Here is a 16895-nt window from a genome sequence, read left to right as displayed (position 1 = left end):
AACGGGCAGAACCGTTGACATCATTTGCCCCCCCTCTTATCTGTCACGCAACCTCGCGTCCAGATACGTTGAAGGGCGAAGTCCGTCATTTGTTGCCGAAATCGGCGTGATGGAAAAAACCGCCTGCGAAAACGGAATTTCAGAAAGGGCCAGTAAGATGGTCAGCCTCGGCGGAATAGCCCGCAAATTGTTCGGTTCGGCAAATGAACGCCGCGTCCGCTCCTATAAAAGCAAGATCGCAGCCATCAATGCGCTGGAGGAAGCCACCAAGGCTCTTTCCGACGACGCGCTGGCGGCAAAGACGGCGGAGTTCCGCCAGCAGCTTGCGGACGGCAAATCGCTGGACGATCTGCTGATCCCGGCTTTTGCCGTCGCCCGCGAGGCGTCGCGCCGTGTTTTGCACATGCGACCCTTTGATGTGCAGCTGACCGGTGCCATGATCCTGCACCAGGGCGCCATCGCTGAAATGAAGACCGGTGAAGGCAAGACGCTGGTGGCGACCCTTGCGGTCTACCTCAATGCGCTGGCCGGCAAGGGCGTGCATGTCGTTACCGTCAACGACTACCTCGCCCAGCGCGACGCGGCCACGATGAGCAAGCTCTACCGTTTCCTCGGTCTGACGACCGGTGTGATCGTGCACGGGCTCGATGACGACCAGCGCCGCGAGGCCTATGGCTGCGACATCACCTATGCCACGAATAACGAGCTTGGCTTCGATTATCTGCGCGACAACATGAAATATGATCGCGCCCAGATGGTGCAGCGCGGCCACAACTACGCGATCGTCGACGAAGTGGACAGCATTCTGGTCGATGAGGCGCGCACGCCGCTGATCATCTCCGGCCCGCTGGACGACCGCTCCGATCTCTACAACACCATCGACGCTTTCATTCCGCTTCTGTCGCCGGAAGATTACGAAATCGATGAAAAGCAGCGGTCGGCCAACTTCTCCGAAGACGGCACCGAGAAGCTCGAAAACCTGCTGCGGCAGGCGGGCCTGCTCAAGGGCGAATCGCTTTACGACATCGAAAACGTCGCCATCGTTCACCACATCAACAATGCGCTGAAGGCCCACAAGCTCTTCACCCGCGACAAGGACTACATCGTCCGCAACGACGAGATCGTCATCATCGACGAATTCACCGGCCGCATGATGCCGGGCCGCCGTTATTCCGAAGGCCAGCACCAGGCGCTGGAAGCCAAGGAAAAGGTGCAGATCCAGCCGGAAAACCAGACGCTGTCTTCCGTCACCTTCCAGAACTACTTCCGCATGTATGCAAAGCTTGCCGGCATGACCGGTACGGCATCGACGGAAGCGGAAGAGTTCGGCAACATCTACGGCCTCGACGTCATCGAGGTGCCGACCAACCTGCCGATCCAGCGCATCGACGAGGACGACGAGGTTTATCGTACCGGCGAAGAGAAGTTCCTCGCCATCATCGCCGAGATCAAGGCGGCGCATGATCGTGGCCAGCCGGTTCTCGTCGGCACGACCTCCATCGAAAAGTCCGAGCTTCTGGCCCACATGCTGCGCCAGTCCGGCTTTACCGATTTCCAGGTTTTGAACGCCCGTTACCACGAGCAGGAAGCCTATATCGTTTCACAGGCCGGTGTTCCCGGTGCGGTCACCATCGCCACCAACATGGCCGGTCGTGGTACGGACATCCAGCTCGGCGGCAACGTCGAGATGCGTCTGGAGCGCGAGCTGGAAGGCATGGAGCCGGGTCCCGAGCGTGATGCGAAGGAAGCGGCCATCCGCGCCGAGATCAAGGTTCTCAAGGAAAAGGCGCTTGCCGCCGGCGGTCTCTACGTCATCGCGACCGAGCGCCACGAAAGCCGCCGTATCGACAACCAGCTGCGTGGCCGTTCCGGACGCCAGGGCGACCCCGGCCGCTCCAAGTTCTATCTGTCGCTTCAGGACGACCTGATGCGCATCTTCGGTTCCGAGCGCATGGACAGCATGCTGCAGAAGCTCGGCCTGAAGGACGGCGAGGCCATCGTCCATCCGTGGATCAACAAGGCGCTGGAACGCGCCCAGAAGAAGGTCGAAGCTCGTAACTTCGAGACCCGCAAGAACCTGCTGAAATATGACGACGTGCTGAACGATCAGCGCAAGGTCATCTTCGAGCAGCGCCTCGAGCTGATGGAATCCGACAATATCGGTGAAACAGCAGCCGACATGCGCCACGAAGTGATCGAAGCGCTCGTCACCAAGCATATTCCTGAAAATGCCTATGCGGAACAGTGGGATATCGCCGGTCTCAAGGCCGGTATCGCCCAGTTCCTGAACCTCGACCTGCCGGTGGAGGAATGGGCGAAGGAAGAAGGCATCGCCGAGGACGACATTCTTCAGCGCGTTACCGAGGCCGCGGACAAATACGCTGCTGAACGTGCGGAACGTTTCGGCCCAGAGATCATGACCTATGTCGAGCGCTCGGTCGTGCTTCAGACAATCGACCATCTGTGGCGCGAACACATCGTCAACCTCGATCACCTTCGTTCCGTCGTCGGTTTCCGCGGTTACGCCCAGCGCGATCCGTTGCAGGAGTACAAGGCGGAAGCCTTCGAGCTGTTCCAGTCGCTGCTTACCAACCTGCGTGAAGCCGTCACCGCCCAGCTGATGCGGGTGGAACTGGTGCAGCAGGAACCGCAGCAGCCGGAGCTGCCGGAAATGACCGCGCATCACCTCGACCCCGTAACCGGGGAAGACGAGATGGCGCAGGGCGTGCCGGTCGCTTTCGTACCGGCTGAGGACCGCGACCCGAACAACCCCGCCACCTGGGGCCGTATCGGCCGCAACGAAATGTGCCCCTGCGGCTCGGGCAAGAAATACAAGCACTGCCACGGCGTTTACGAACAGGCGTAAAAGCCAGGGCTTTATGCCAGAAATCGATCGCCCGTAACCTGCGTTACGGGCGATTTTGTTTGTGCAGGATCATTGCTGCTGGTCGGGGTGTTGACTGGTATCGGCACTTTCCATATGGGAGCCGGATCATCTTGCGGAAACTGCTTTCATGGCCCCTCGCGATCTTGCCGCCTATATTTTTCTCGCGATTACGTGGGGCGTGTCTTTCCTGCTGCTTCTACATGTCGTCGCAGCCTTTGGCTGGATTGGCGCAGTCACGCTTCGCTCGCTCATAACCGCTGTAGCCCTCTTTCTCATTGCGCGGGCGGCACGCCGGAAGCTGGCATTCTCCGCAAGCTGGCGCGCTTTCGCAATCGTCGGCGCAACGACGGTCGCCGGGCAACTGATCGGCCTGTCCTACGCGACGCCTCAGATCGGCACTGCGATGGCAGCCATATTGGTGGCGACCATTCCGCTTTTTTCAATGCTCATCTCGCAGATTTGGGGTCTGGAACGCCTGACGCGGCAGGGTATTGCCGGTCTCGTCATCGGCTTTGCCGGCATCGTCCTGCTCGTTGGTTTTCCCGCTGTTCCCGTCACATCCGGCTTTATAATTGGCTGTGCTGCCGCTGTCGCCGCCTGCATCTGTGCCGCATATGGCAGCAATTTTGCGAGCCTGCACCTCAAGGGGGTTGGATCCTGGGAAATCACCATCGGTTCCTTCCTGACAGGCGGCCTGATGACCCTGCCACTTCTTTTCGCGGTGCCCTTGCCCGGAACGCCCGATCTCGTCGATTACGGTTATCTTCTGATACAGGCGGTCGTCATGAGCGGCCTGACCTACATCACCTATTTCAAGCTGGTCTCCTCGATCGGCGCAACGAAGGCGATCAGCGTGGAATTTGCCGTCACCGTTGTGGCGGTGCTTGTTGGCGCCCTGGTGCTCGACGAACCCCTGTCGCTTCCCCAGCTGTTCGGTGCCGGCATCATCATTCTGGGCTGCGCACTGGTGCTTGATCTCATGCCCAAGAAAAAGGCCCCGCCCACGCCTTCGGGTGCATGAAGGGTTTGTTAGCGTTTTCCACCAATAGTCGTGTCGATCGTTACGGATCAGGCGGGATCGCGTTTGTCACGCGAGGGGAAAATGCAACCGGGCAAGTCAGACTATGAGCATTATTGGGACCCGTTGCGGGCACTCCTCATGCTGCTCGGCATTCCCTATCACGCCTCCCTGCTCTACAGCTACGCTTTGCCCTGGGACATCAAGGATTTCGAGACCAGCCCAGTCCTGACCGAGCTTGGGGCAGCGCTCGTCACCTTCCGCATGCCTTCGTTTTTTCTGGTGGCCGGCTATTTTTCCACCATGGTCATCGGTAGGAAGGGCAAGATGCCATGGCTCAAACAGCGTTTCCTTCGCCTTGGCGTTCCCTTCATCGTGGCCGTGCTTTTGCTTGGGCCATCGCAGCTTTTCCTGCTGAAACTGGCAGGTATAGTCAAAGGTGATATTCCCGCCGAACGGCTGCTCGCGAACCTGCCGGATTTACTGCTGCCGGGTGAGCAATGGATCATGCATCTATGGTTCCTACCCGCCCTTCTCGCCTATTCGGTCCTGCTTGCCGGCCTGCTGTTTCTGGCGGGGCGCCCGCCCCTCACCTATGCAAGAGAATGGTTCGGCAGGATGCGGGGTCAATATCCAGCCGCGTTTTTCGCAACGCTCTGCGCCTTCCCTGTTTTATGGGAGCTGACGGTTTACGGTTCGGGCCTGCTTGCGGGCAAAAATGGGAACAGCCTTCTCGTTCTCTATGAACGGGCCTCCGACCCTTACGCGCGTTACGTACCGTTTTTCCTTATCGGGGCTTTGCTTCATCGCGACCGAGCTCTTTTTCACCGCTTCCGCCAGACGGGCATCCTCACGGGCGTCATCGCGTTTGCCGCGATCGCGGCAGCGGTTACGCTGCGGCTGGAATATCCTTTTTCGAACTCGGCCCTGCTGGTACTCGTCTCCACAATCGCCGCCGTGGCGGCAAGTCGGCTGCTGATCGACATCGCCCGCCGCTTTTTCGACCGGCCAAGCCGGCTTGCCAGGAGAATGACCGACGCTTCCTTCACCATCTACCTGGTTCACCACCCGCTGATTTATGCCTTCGGCACCCTCTTCATCCTGATCTCGCTGCCGCCGATCGTAGAATTCGCCATCATCGTCGTTGCCACCACGATAACGGCCTATCTGCTGCATCAGGCGATACGCCGTAATCCGCTTGCCCTTTTTCTCTTCAACGGAATCCGCAAACCGAGGCCGGTGGCCAATATCGGCACACAGGTGCCTGTCTCCCAAACCCTTCGTTAATGATAAGGTGCTTATAATCCAGTTGCCTACTCAACTGGAAATGATGGCGTGTGGATTATGGCTATCCTCAACACGGCGGAAAAAGCTTTACCCGCAGGCCTGCGCGCTAAACTGGCGCCGCTGGGGGCAAAAATTGCCATCGTCGTTTCCGGTAGAGACGATGTCTCCCGGGCCCAGCGCATGGCGCTCGTCGCCTTTGCAGTGCGCATCATCAGCGCCGGTATCGCTTTCATCTCACAGATCATCCTTGCCCGCCTGATGGGCGAATTCGAATATGGCCTGTTCGCTTTTGTCTGGGTTCTGGTCATCCTGTTCGGCAACCTCTCCTGTCTCGGCTTTCACACCACCGTCATCCGCTTTTTGCCCGGCTACCGCCTGGAGGATGCCCATGACAAGATCATGGGTCTGACCTCTACGGCGCGCCTCTTCGCCATGCTTTCGGCAAGCGCGCTTGCGTTTTTCGGTTTCGTCTTCCTGTATTTCTTCGGCGAGCGCATCTCCGCCTACTACCTCATTCCGGTTTCGCTGGCGCTTTTCACCCTCCCGATGGTGGCGCTTGGCGATGTGCTGAACGGAACCGCGCGTGCCAACGGCTGGGCGGTTTCAGCCCTCAGCCCCACCTATATTATCCGCCCGGTGCTGATCCTGCTGTTCATGCTGGTGGCGATCCGTCTCGGCGCGGAAAAAACCGCGACGACAGCGATGCTTGTGGCCCTTTTGGCCACCTATGTCACTACGCTTTTCCACTTCGTGTTCATGAACCGCCGGCTCAACCGGCATTTCCGCAGCGTTGCCCGCAGGGTGCATTTCCGTCCGTGGATACGGTTTGCCTTTCCGATGTTCCTGATCGACGGCATCGGTTTTTTGATGACCAATTCAGATGTGGTAATCGTCGGTCTATATCTGCCGCCGGATCAGGTCGGCATCTATTTTGCCGCGGCAAAAACGATCGTGCTGATGCAATTCGTGTTTTTCTCCGTGCAGGCGGCTGCGGCCCCACGTCTGGCCGCGCTCATTGCGGCCAATGACAGGCAGGGGCTGGCCGGGTTCGCCAGCCAGGCGGCGCGCTGGGCCTTCTGGCCATCGCTTGCCGTTGGCTGTCTCGTGCTTCTGGCAGGGCCTTTCCTGTTGTCGCTGTTCGGTCCCGGCTTCGTACAGGGTTACGAGCTGATGTTCTTCCTCTTTGCCGGCTTCCTCGCAAAAGCACTGATCGGCCCGGGAGAAACGCTGCTGAATATGGCCGGCAAACAAAAATTGTGCGTAGCTCTTTATATTATTATCTTCGGTTGTAACATTATGCTCAACATGGTGTTGATTCCGGTCTATGGTCTGACAGGCGCTGCGGCAGCTGTCGCGATAGCAATGTGCATAGAAGCTGTGCTATTGCATATTGCCATTCGCCGCACACTCGGGATCGTCCTTTTTGCCTTCAACGATCCCCGGGCGGGTCAAGACACTGGGAAGGCGGTGTAACGATAAGCATGTCCAGCGACCCAAAGAATCCGGATTTTCAGGACCCGCGCATCGCTGCGCTGATGGCGTCTACGGAGCGTGACCGCCCCGTGGCCGACAGCAGCCGGCGCGTGGGACGCGACGGCCGCGAATTCTGCATCTATCCTGGCCGGCTCGGTTACGACATGCAGGAAGAACTCGACTTCCTGTCCAACCGCGTCATGGAGGCAAATGTCTTCTTCACAGGGCGGCTCCTTGCGCCCGCCATGCCGCGTATCGATGACAAGTCCGTGCGCTTCGCCCTTATTCGCGACGAGAACGGCGCTAGAAGCCGCATGCGCTTTCTGATGCCCTTCACCGTGGAAAAGCCGGGGTTTTCCATCGGTCCCTCCATCATCCGTGGCTGGGCCAACCCCTTCGGCCCTCTCGGCACGCCGCTTGTCGATACCGAAGGTGCCGCAGAGACGCTCGACAATCTTTTCGATGCGCTTTCCGACCGGGAAATGCGCCTGCCGAATGTTCTGGTACTGCCGGATGTACGGCTTGAAGGACCTTTTGCCCGGATGTTCAAGGCCATAGCAATCAGCCGCAACCTGCCGGTGACGACGACTGGTAACTATCAGCGGCCGATGCTGGAGAGCCTTCTGGACGGCGAAACCTATCTGCGCAATTCACTTGCGCCGCATCATTTGCGGGAAATGCGCAGGCAGTGGCGACAGCTCGAAAAACTCGGGGCCCTTTCCTACACCGTTACCCGGCAACCGAAGGACATACGCTACCGCATGGAGGAATTCCTGGCGCTGGAAGCAAGTGGCTGGAAAGGCCGCAAACGCAGCGCGCTGGTCAACGACCGCTATCGCGCCGCCTTCGCCCGCGAGGCAATCACAAATCTGGCCGAAGCGGATGCGGTGCGCATTCACACCATCGATCTCAATGGCAGCGCCATCGCCTCCATGATCGTCTTTATGACGGCTGGCGAGGCCTATACGTGGAAGACCGCCTTTGACGAATCCTATTCGCGGTTTTCACCCGGCAAACTTTTGGTGCAGAAACTGACCGACTGGCAGCTGGACGACGCCAATATTCTGCGCAGCGACAGCTGCGCAGTACCCGATCATCCGATCATGAGCCGCTTCTGGCAGGAACGGCAGGAAATGGGCACTCTTGTCGTCGGGCTTGCGCAGAACAGCGACCGTGACGTGCGACAGGTTTCCACGCAGGTGGACATGTATCGCAACACCCGCAACCTCGCCCGCAGCCTGCGCCAGAAAATCCTCTTCTTCGGGCGCAAGAACAGTTAATCCCGAAGGATGCCGCAGCATCCTTCGGTTTGGTATCGGACTATCCACGGGGCTGACGCTACGTCAGCGCGAGGCCGTCCGGATCATCTTGCACAATTGCGTCAGTGCCGCGTCATATCCGCCACCGAGAATATCGACACAACGACGGGCAAGCTTGATCTGCTCGTTTCGCGACATGTCGTTATAGGCCTGTATGGCATTGCGCATGCCACCGGGCGATACCGGCCCCGTGTTCCCGGGGTTTCCAGGATTGCCCGGATTACCGGGGTTCCCCGGATTGCCTGGCGAGCTGGAGCCGCCGATGCCAAGCCCGACACCAAGGCCAAGACCGCTCGATCCGCCCACATTCGCACCAACATTGGCATTGATGCCGCTGGAGCCGCCAACCGAAGCATTGGCGCCCGCACTGACACCGCTCGAGCCGCCGACGGATGCGTTGACGTCCGCATTGACCCCGCTGCTGCCACCCACCGACGCGTTGACATCCGCGCCCAGTCCGCCACTGCTTCTGCCGCCCACATCAGCGCTGGCATTGACGCCATTGCTGCCACCAACGGAAGCATCGACACCGAGCCCACCGCTGCCATTGCCGCCCACACTGGCATTCACCCCGTTCTCACCACCAATCCCGATATCCAGCGCATGGGCGTTGACCGGTAAAATCAGACAGGCAGACAGTAACAAATTGCGAGAAAGCGCCCTCATAATTTCCTCCTATGAGTTCTGGCTTCTCCCGCCCCGCGTGGAAACTCCACGCAAACATCATAATTCAATTAGCAATTGTGTATATTCTAATTTATTAGTGGTATCTAATATTGCTTTAACGCCACAACCGTCGGTGTACCGATACGGGACGGACAAACATCACTCCCCCCCTTTATTTCCGGCCCGCCCAAAGCTTTGAAATGACGCCTGCAAACGCACGTCATTGGACAGGAAAAATCAGCTTTGGGGTTGCACGCATGGCATTGACCGTGATAGACGCCGTGGCATTACCACCGTTGCCCCAATGGCGGAATTGGTAGACGCGCCGCACTCAAAATGCGGTTCCGCAAGGAGTGCTGGTTCGATCCCGGCTTGGGGTACCATTTCCAAAACCGCATTGATTTTCTTCGTTTTATTCCGGTCTTCCAAAAAGACCGGTCGATTGCGTGACGGCCATCAAGACACTCACGAAACTTTGCTCATTCGCCCCCCGAATATTACCGGGCTTTCATTTGCCAGAAGCAAAGGACTGGATTAGACGAATCCGGGAATACACCGTTGAACCGGCGACTTAATTTCGCCATCACGCCCGCCTTTTTGAAAGCCCGTTCGGGATATCTGCTTCTTCGTGAAGTTTGGGGAAAACATTATGTCCACTGCAACAACCGCCGACAACAGCCGCACGCTCGCCGCTCTTGGCGTAACGGCGGGAATGATCTTTACTGTCGGCTCCGCCCTCGGTTTCCAGCATATTGGCGGTTATACGCCGTGCGCATTGTGCCTTTTGCAGCGCGATCCCTATTATTACGCCATTCCGTTGGGTATTCTGGCCATAGCGACCAGCATCTTCAAGCTGCCGGTTCAGATCACGCGGCTGCTTCTCGCCCTCATTGGCGTGGCGATGCTGATCGGCGCCGGGCTTGGTGTTTATCACGCTGGTGTGGAATGGGGCTTCTGGGCAGGGCCTATCACCTGCGCCACGGGTGCGCCATCCATCACTACCAATGCCGGTGACCTGCTTGGCAATCTGAATGCCATCAAGGCACCCTCCTGCAACGACGCTGCACTTCGGGTGCTCGGCCTTTCGTTCGCCGGTTGGAATGTCATTGCAAGCGTTGCGCTTGCGGCCGTTGCCTTTTTTGGCGCGAGCCGGAAAAGCCGTTAAACGGAAAAGCCGCGTTGCAGTCCTCAAAGCATCAGGGCTGCAGCTCGGTATCCCAGTAAAGATAGTCCATCCAGCTTTCGTGCAGGTAGTTGGGCGGGAACAGCCGCCCGTTATTGTGCAAGTCCTGAACCGTTGGCTGGAAGGGCTTCTGCGCCGGGAACATGCCCGCCTGCTTGGGAAGCTTGCTGCCTTTTCTAAGATTGCAGGGAGAGCACGCCGCCACGACATTGTGCCACGTGGTTTCGCCGCCATGGGCGCGGGGAATCACGTGATCGAAGGTCAGGTCGTCCCGGGTGCCGCAATACTGGCATTCGAACTTGTCCCGAAGGAACACGTTGAAGCGTGTGAAGGCGGGGTTGCGGGTGGGCTGCACATAGGTCTTGAGGCTGACGACGCTCGGCAACCGCATGGAAAAGCTGGGTGACGACACCGCGTGATCATATTCTGCAATGATGTTCACACGGTCTAGAAAGACGGCCTTGATCGCGTCCTGCCAGGACCATAGCGATAAGGGATAATAACTCAGTGGCCTGTAGTCTGCGTTCAGAACGAGCGCCGGCAGGGCCTGTGGTGAAACTGCAATCGTCAAGGGCTTCTCCTGATCGATTCGGCATCTGCACTTGTATATTAGGTCCGTTGTTACAGGATTGTGAAGCCCATAAATGCAGCGGAGAAGAGCTTAATTTTTCAGCTCTAAAAACGTCTTTTTTGCGTTCCGGACAATCGGGCGGCGAGATAGTCGCCTGGCCACTATCTAGTGATGCGCCGCAGCGGCACCGAAGCGATTCGCCTGCCGAAGAACGCTATATTCGTTTTCACCCTCAATGCGAGATCAGTGATATAGTCAACGCGACGAACGATTGGGAAAGCAGAATGCGTATCTGTCGTTCTGTCGAGGGAAGGAAACGGCCATGATCTTGCGCAGGCACCAAACGGCAACGTTATGGAAGGGCCTGGCGGCTGGCGCCTTTGCCGTGCTGATGGGCCTGCCCGCTTCCGCTTCTGCCCAGCAATATCAGAATTTCGAAGTCACGCCGGATGGCCGTGGCGGTGCGCAGGGAACGATCGGCGGGCGCAATTTCGAGGTCTACCGCAATTACGACCGGCCGCCGGCAAGTCGCAGCAACTCAACCGATACGCGGCGTGAGTACCGAAACGCTGTGCCACAGCAGACATGCATCATAGATGCCGAGGGCCGCACCCGCTGCAAGTAAGCGCAAACGCACCCGTTTCCCCGCTGTTCTATCTCGCTTTAATAAAATTCGATTTCGCTAAAAAGCAATCTATCGACTTAAACGGCCCGCAACGAAGGGTCGCTATGTTGCCATGCACAAGAGACAACAACCGGGCAGAGGCAGAGACATGGCGAAGAGACAAATCCGTCTGGCAAAGACTTTGGCAGTTGCCGTCAGCGTGGCGGCAAGCATCGCGACAATGGCATCGGCCGCCCCGCTTGCCGGCCTGGCGCAGAACCCGACCGCATCGCGCCCCGGCCTGTTCATGACGACAAGCCGCCCGACAATTGCACCCATCGCCTTCGCAAAATTTTGCGACGACGCCGCCGACCAATGTGTCCGGATTGGCGATCGCGACAAGGTCGAACTGACCAAGCAGAAGCGCACGGAACTCCAGCGCATCAACGCCGAGATCAACACATCGATAATCTATACAAGCGAAGCGGACGGACAGGACGAATGGAATCTGAACCCCGCAAGCGGTGACTGTGACGACTACGCAGTGACCAAGCGGCAACGCCTTCTGCGCGCCGGCTGGCCCTCGGGCGCTCTGCGCATTGCCACCGCCCGCACCCCCACTGGCATAGGCCACGCCGTTCTGGTCGTCAGCACCAGCCAGGGCGATCTGGTGCTGGACAACCGCACCAACGTCGTCAAACCTTGGAAAGCGGTTGACCTGAAATGGATCAAGATCCAGTCACACGACAACCCGCGTGTCTGGCTGAAACTCTAGGTCTATCGCGCACAGGATAGTCATTTTCGAACACGAAGGGGGCGCTCCGTTCCTCTTCAATTGCCGCGGAACGCCTTGCGAAAATCGATAACGGCTTTCGCCATTCCCTGCTCCGGATAGCTTTGTCCGACAGGGCTTTGGCGGATGCCGCAGCCGTTGCATCGACCCAGGATTTACGGGCCTTGTGGCATTGGCTTTCAACGCTCTTGACCTCGTGCAAGAGAGACAGTATCGGCATCTATGCCTAAAGTGCTCAACTGGATTCGCGGTCGTAAACAGCCAGCCCCCCGCGACGACCGGAGGCGGCGCAGAATAGACCTCGGCGACAAATCTCCGTCTTTTCCGATCTATGCCATTGGCGACGTCCATGGCAGCCTCGATCTGCTTTTGCAGGCGGAACAGAAAATCCTTGCCGATCTCGCAAGCAATCCATCCCCCGCTCTGGTTATTCTTCTGGGCGACTATGTCGATCGTGGCCGGGATTCCTGCGGTGTTCTCCAGCATCTGCTGCAACCCCCGCCAGCGCCCCTGCGCCGCATCTCGCTTTGCGGCAATCACGAGCAGCTCTTCAGCGATTTTCTTGAAAACCCGCAGGACAACATGCATTGGCTGGATTTCGGCGGCCGCCAGACGCTTCTGTCCTACGGGATCGATATCAGCTACTTCATGGACAACGGCCGTCTGCGGCTTCGGCCGTTCAGGGATGCGCTGATTGGCGCGATCCCGCAGGCCCATCGGCAACTTCTAGTCAGCCTGCCGATCTGCGTCCGCATGGGACCCTATTTTTTCGTTCATGCCGGCCTGAAACCCGGAGTGCCGCTTGAGGCGCAGACCGATGAGGACATGTTGTGGATCAGGGAACCCTTCCTGTCGGAAGGGGCGGGACTGGACCTTCTCATCATCCACGGCCATACGCCGGCGCCGGAACCACAGACAGGTCCGCAACGGATTGGCATCGACACCGGCGCTTTTACGACGGGCAGGCTTACCATTTTAAAGCTGACGGATGCGGGGCCGCGACTTATTGCCTGATGGCGGGCCATGGTTGGATCAGGTTGTGCCAGCCAGAAGCATCGCAATCGCAATTATTTGCCCTTCAGAATATTGCCGAGCACCGTCATTTGCCGGCGGTTCCATTCGACAGCGTCAAGAAACGCATTGTTTCCCAATTCCTGCCGCTGGTCCCGGCTGGAAGAGAGCCGCACAATGGCATTGGCAAAGGCCTGATGATCTCCATCTTCAACGACAACCACGCCACCACGATATCGTTCTGAAAGCCCCCTCACACCCGTCTGGGTGCTGATCGTCGGGACACCCGCAGCCAGAGCATCAAGCAGTTTGATATTGATGCCCGTGCCAAGCGTGATGGGATTGATGGAAAGTGGCGCGCGCGTGAACGCATCCTTCAAGTTCTCCACCCGGCCAAGCTTGAGAACCCCCTCCATGTCTTCGACCTTGCCACATATGCTGCCTGCCAGCACCAGGCGGATGTCCGGACGGGCCGCCCTGACCAAAGGCAGGACACTGTGAAGGAAACTATTGAGAGAAATGACGTTTGCGTCGTTGCCTGAACCGAGAAACAGAAAATCAGCGGAAGTGAAGTCTTCCACTCTCTGGCCGAGATCCAGAATATGGCTCACCGTTTCAACCACCGGCGGCTCTCCTGCCAGCCGCTGCTTGAACGAACGTTCCTCTTCCTCCTGTATGGCGACAACGACATCGGCGCGGCGGAATGCCTTGCACTCCACGTCCGGCGGCACCGAGAACCAGTACCCAAATTTGTTGGCCGTGTTCACGAACGCCTTGTGACGATCGGCGAAGGAATCGTGCGTGTCGAGAATGCGAAGCACATCATCCGGCAGCCCAAGAAAAGCTCTCGAATGAAAAGCATATTCGACGATAACGGCGTTAATCCCGAGTCGACGCTGAAGATCCAGGACCTGCCGGCCTATTTCCGGATAATAGAACTCGTCGAGGTAATTGTAGAAACCGCTGTCGCGGCCAAGGAGCCGTTGAATTTTCCGACGGGTTCGAAATGCGGTCAACCCAATCTCGAACCTGAAGTCGTCGATGAGCCGTGCTGCAAACCCGCATGTTTCCCTGGACACGACGTGCATATGTCCGGCCCCAAACTCGACCTCATGGGCCGCAGGATCGAAATCAGCTATCATCGGAGTATCGACATAGACGAAATGCACTTCATGTCCGAGGCTACGCACGGCGCGTGTCAGCTGGAGAATCCTGTTCCGCGCACCCTCGTTGGCGGGAACGGCAGGGAATACGGAAACAAAAGCGACTCTCATGAAAATGACTCAAGGCTGCTTGGCGAAGGTCTCGAACACCTGAAAATTCCTTTTGGAAAGGTCCAGAATTTCAGGCAGCTTTTTCCCGACTTTTTCGCGAATCTCATCGGCCTGATCCACGAAATTGATCAAGGCATTCTTGATGCCATCGTCCGTATGGAACTTGGCGGGCGAAAGCAGTTCGGCCGCGGAGAGACCAAAATGCTGGTACAGCCCTTCGAACTTGCCCTGATACGCAATGCATATGACAGGAACGCCCTTGCCCAGCGCAGCGATCGCAAGATGCATGCGTCCGCTGACGAGGCCATCGAGTTTACCGGCAACGCCCTTTAGAACCGGGGCTGGCCATCTGCCATCCAGATATCGAACCCTGTCCGTCTGTGAAGATGGGGCAAGCTCGGTAATGGCCTTGAGGCAGGCCTGATCGCCCACGTCTTTCCGGTAGTCATGCGGAATGACCAGCCAGCAGACCGGTCTTGCATCGGCAACGAACTCCAGTGCTTCGGCCCCGCGCCTGATGATCGCCGCGATCTGCGCGCTATCCGCATTCTTGAACAGCATGGGATGTAGGTTGAAGCCCATGACCCTGTATCCCTCGGCGCGCTTTCGCGCGATCCACGAGATCGTATCTTCATCGGGTTCCGATGGGACAAGACTAAATGCAGAATCGGAAACCAGTGCCGCCTTCGCCGTGGCAAAGGCGTTCAGACGCTCGAGGGAAACAACGTCACGCACATTGAGCGACACCCCCGGATGAAGGGAGCTGTAGAACTTCGCCAAAGCGGGGTGCGGCGTTTCATTAAAACTGAAACCGAGGATAACGTTTTTGATCCCGGCGGCGGCGGCCAGATCAGCGCTTGCCAGAAGTTTTGCGCTGACCAGCGGATGATAATAGCCATCCATCACGTCGGCGCCGACAACGACGATGCAATCGTACTTCCGCACCGAAAATTGCTGGGCAAGGGCCTGGATGAAGTCAGGCTTTCCAAAGATATCGACGGTAACAAAGCCTCTCTGCAAAGCAGAGTCGCCAAAATTCGTTCCGTCAACGAGGATGTCTATCTCGACATCGGGATTGCTCGCACGGGCATTCTGCACGGTCGCCGTGATCATCGCATCATCGCCGGCGGAACCGAACAGGGTGATGGGATCACCAGCCACGATCAAAAGCCGGTTCAGCCGATCTCCGACATTGATAGGCTTGATGCTGCGCTTCAGCTCTTGCAGATCGTTGAAGAGTTGCTGGACCGCATTATCCAGATTGCGCCGCTCGTTATATTGCACCAGCTTCCGACGCAGTGGTGCAGGGAGTATTTTTTTCACGAGCTTGCGCATTTTCTTTCCTTTCGAGAACCGATTTTGCTCATGATGAGGGCGATGGCGGACCGGGCCTCGCTTCTCGCGGTCAGAGCCAAAAGCAACAGATATGCGACGCCGAACATACCACCAAGCAGGATGCCGGATACGAGGTCGCCCGCACCCAGCATTTGAACTTCAGGTCGCATCCACTGAACGAGCAGGAAGCAGAGACCGCTGGAACCGAAGCTTGGCAAAAGCAGAAGGAAAATTCTCCACAGCTTGATGCCGAGTTCCCGGGCGACAAAATAAAATGTGAAAGGCGTCGAAGTGAGCTGCCCGAAGACAAACACGATGACAATTTCCCGGATGTTTTCCGTCGGGACAAGCAATATCAACAGGATGGTAGAGATTGCCTTGACCGTCCCGGCAATCAGCACCTTGTCCGGCCTGCCGCGTGCGGACAGAAACGGGCCGTTTTGAAACTGGACGCATTGCAATGCACCCAGTAGCAGCAGCGGCCGCGCAACCGCGTCGGCACCCTGCCATTGCGCGCCGAACAGGACGTTGCAGATCTCTGGCGCCAACGCAGCCGAGAGCACGAAGATCGGTGTCGAAAAGATCGACGATATGGTGATGGATTGTTTGTAGAGTTCCGCCATGCGCTCCCGCTCGTGCGATATGCGGGACAGCACCGTCAACGAAACATCATATAGCGCCGCCTGAAGCAGTTGCATGAGAAGCTGATATAGCCTGCTGCCGACTGTGTAGAGCCCAAAGAGGGCAACCCCGTAACGCCCCAGGATCATGACGTCGATCAGCCGCGTGGCTCCGAAATCCACGATGCGCAGACCGAGAGCCGACGAGCCGAAGCGAAGCAATTCGAAAAAAGTGTCGGGCTTGAGCGTGGTGCCCGGAAGCCAGTGCGGTTTGCGCCAGAGCCAGATCAGCGTCACAATCGTTGCAACATAAGTCTGAACGACGAGGCTCCAGACGCCGAGGCCCATGATGGCGAAAGCAATTGCAACGCCACCGCCGATAATATTCGAAATGAAGGTTCTTATTGCCAGCGGCTTGAACGCGAGCGCACGCCGATAATTGACTTCCTGAAAAAGCGAGGCGGTGTTCAGCGGCAGCAATATGCAGATTGCCACGATGATCGGTGCCAGCCCTTCCACCTCGAACCAGCTTTCCAGTCTGGGCGACAGCAGACAAACAACGATGACAAACACCGTTGCCAGCGCAACCGACACATAAAATGGCAGATTGACGTCGCTTGGCTCCAGATTGCGCTTCTGCACGATCGCATCTGCGAAACCGAACTCGGACAGCATCTGGATGAGCATCAGAACCAGGCCCGCCGTGGCGACCATGCCGTAGTCGGTGGGGCTGAGGAACCGAGCAAGAACGATGAAAAGAATGGAGGTAAAAAGCTTTCCACCCCAGTTCTGGACGATGGACCAGAAAACGCCTGTTATCGCGGCGCTGCCTATCGAACTTGGCTCCGCCATCA

The 16895-nt window shown here is 57.8% G+C and carries 14 protein-coding genes and 1 tRNA gene; 10 read left to right on the top strand and 5 right to left on the bottom strand.

All coding sequences use genetic code 11. The annotated features are described in order from the left end of the window. Nucleotides 1–157: 157 nt before the first annotated feature. From secA to CRO62_RS09670, 5 genes are all read left to right on the top strand, one after another. Complete coding sequence (secA, locus tag CRO62_RS09690) at nucleotides 158–2866, top strand: preprotein translocase subunit SecA (RefSeq protein ID WP_038495808.1); 2709 nt, start codon at nucleotides 158–160, stop codon at nucleotides 2864–2866. Nucleotides 2867–3014: 148 nt separating this feature from the next. After that, nucleotides 3015–3908, top strand: a complete 894-nt coding sequence (locus CRO62_RS09685) for a DMT family transporter (protein ID WP_097100003.1) — start codon at nucleotides 3015–3017, stop codon at nucleotides 3906–3908. A gap of 81 nt (nucleotides 3909–3989) precedes the next feature. Continuing rightward, nucleotides 3990–5192 (top strand): acyltransferase family protein, encoded by a 1203-nt coding sequence (locus tag CRO62_RS09680; RefSeq protein WP_097100002.1) that lies wholly within the window; start codon nucleotides 3990–3992, stop codon nucleotides 5190–5192. A gap of 57 nt (nucleotides 5193–5249) precedes the next feature. After that, on the top strand, nucleotides 5250–6665 hold the full coding sequence (gene uppV, locus CRO62_RS09675) for a Wzx-type polysaccharide biosynthesis protein UppV (RefSeq protein ID WP_097100001.1): 1416 nt from the start codon (nucleotides 5250–5252) through the stop codon (nucleotides 6663–6665). A gap of 8 nt (nucleotides 6666–6673) precedes the next feature. Further along, nucleotides 6674–7945: a GNAT family N-acetyltransferase gene (locus CRO62_RS09670; RefSeq protein WP_097100000.1), complete on the top strand. Its 1272-nt coding sequence runs from the start codon at nucleotides 6674–6676 to the stop codon at nucleotides 7943–7945. A 63-nt stretch (nucleotides 7946–8008) separates the two neighbouring features. On the opposite strand, the gene uppQ is transcribed toward CRO62_RS09670, so the two are convergent. Next, nucleotides 8009–8650 (bottom strand): polysaccharide biosynthesis GNAT family N-acetyltransferase UppQ, encoded by a 642-nt coding sequence (gene uppQ, locus CRO62_RS09665; protein WP_003511246.1) that lies wholly within the window; start codon nucleotides 8648–8650, stop codon nucleotides 8009–8011. A 298-nt stretch (nucleotides 8651–8948) separates the two neighbouring features. On the opposite strand from uppQ, the gene CRO62_RS09660 reads away from it, so the two are divergent. Then, nucleotides 8949–9033: transfer RNA gene (locus CRO62_RS09660), tRNA-Leu, on the top strand. A 266-nt stretch (nucleotides 9034–9299) separates the two neighbouring features. After that, complete coding sequence (locus CRO62_RS09655; protein ID WP_097099999.1) at nucleotides 9300–9815, top strand: disulfide bond formation protein B; 516 nt, start codon at nucleotides 9300–9302, stop codon at nucleotides 9813–9815. Between the two features lie 31 nt (nucleotides 9816–9846). On the opposite strand, the gene CRO62_RS09650 is transcribed toward CRO62_RS09655, so the two are convergent. Further along, nucleotides 9847–10404, bottom strand: coding sequence for an HNH endonuclease (locus tag CRO62_RS09650; protein WP_003511248.1), 558 nt, complete (start codon nucleotides 10402–10404; stop codon nucleotides 9847–9849). A 322-nt stretch (nucleotides 10405–10726) separates the two neighbouring features. Here CRO62_RS09650 and CRO62_RS09645 point away from each other — a divergent pair, with 322 nt between their 5' ends. From CRO62_RS09645 to CRO62_RS09635, 3 genes are all read left to right on the top strand, one after another. Next, a complete protein-coding gene (locus CRO62_RS09645; protein WP_097099998.1) occupies nucleotides 10727–11029 on the top strand; it encodes a hypothetical protein in 303 nt (100 codons plus the stop codon). 148 nt (nucleotides 11030–11177) lie between these two features. After that, a complete protein-coding gene (locus CRO62_RS09640; RefSeq protein ID WP_097099997.1) occupies nucleotides 11178–11783 on the top strand; it encodes a transglutaminase-like cysteine peptidase in 606 nt (201 codons plus the stop codon). Nucleotides 11784–12023: 240 nt separating this feature from the next. Continuing rightward, entirely contained in the window at nucleotides 12024–12815 is a 792-nt protein-coding gene (locus CRO62_RS09635) for a metallophosphoesterase family protein (protein ID WP_097099996.1), read from the top strand. Between the two features lie 53 nt (nucleotides 12816–12868). Here CRO62_RS09635 and CRO62_RS09630 read toward each other — a convergent pair whose 3' ends face one another. From CRO62_RS09630 to CRO62_RS09620, 3 genes are read right to left on the bottom strand one after another with little or no spacing between them, the layout of a single operon-like run. Next, nucleotides 12869–14086 (bottom strand): glycosyltransferase family 4 protein, encoded by a 1218-nt coding sequence (locus CRO62_RS09630; protein ID WP_097099995.1) that lies wholly within the window; start codon nucleotides 14084–14086, stop codon nucleotides 12869–12871. Nucleotides 14087–14095: 9 nt separating this feature from the next. Continuing rightward, complete coding sequence (locus CRO62_RS09625) at nucleotides 14096–15421, bottom strand: polysaccharide pyruvyl transferase family protein (protein WP_097099994.1); 1326 nt, start codon at nucleotides 15419–15421, stop codon at nucleotides 14096–14098. Then, on the bottom strand, nucleotides 15406–16893 hold the full coding sequence (locus CRO62_RS09620; protein WP_097099993.1) for a lipopolysaccharide biosynthesis protein: 1488 nt from the start codon (nucleotides 16891–16893) through the stop codon (nucleotides 15406–15408). The genes CRO62_RS09625 and CRO62_RS09620 overlap by 16 nt, the downstream gene beginning before the upstream one ends. Nucleotides 16894–16895 lie beyond the last annotated feature (2 nt).

This window comes from Rhizobium sp. AN6A (assembly GCF_900215635.1).
In the GTDB taxonomy this organism is placed as follows: Bacteria; Pseudomonadota; Alphaproteobacteria; order Rhizobiales; family Rhizobiaceae; genus Agrobacterium; species Agrobacterium tumefaciens.
This window is presented reverse-complemented; position numbering and strand designations above follow the sequence as displayed.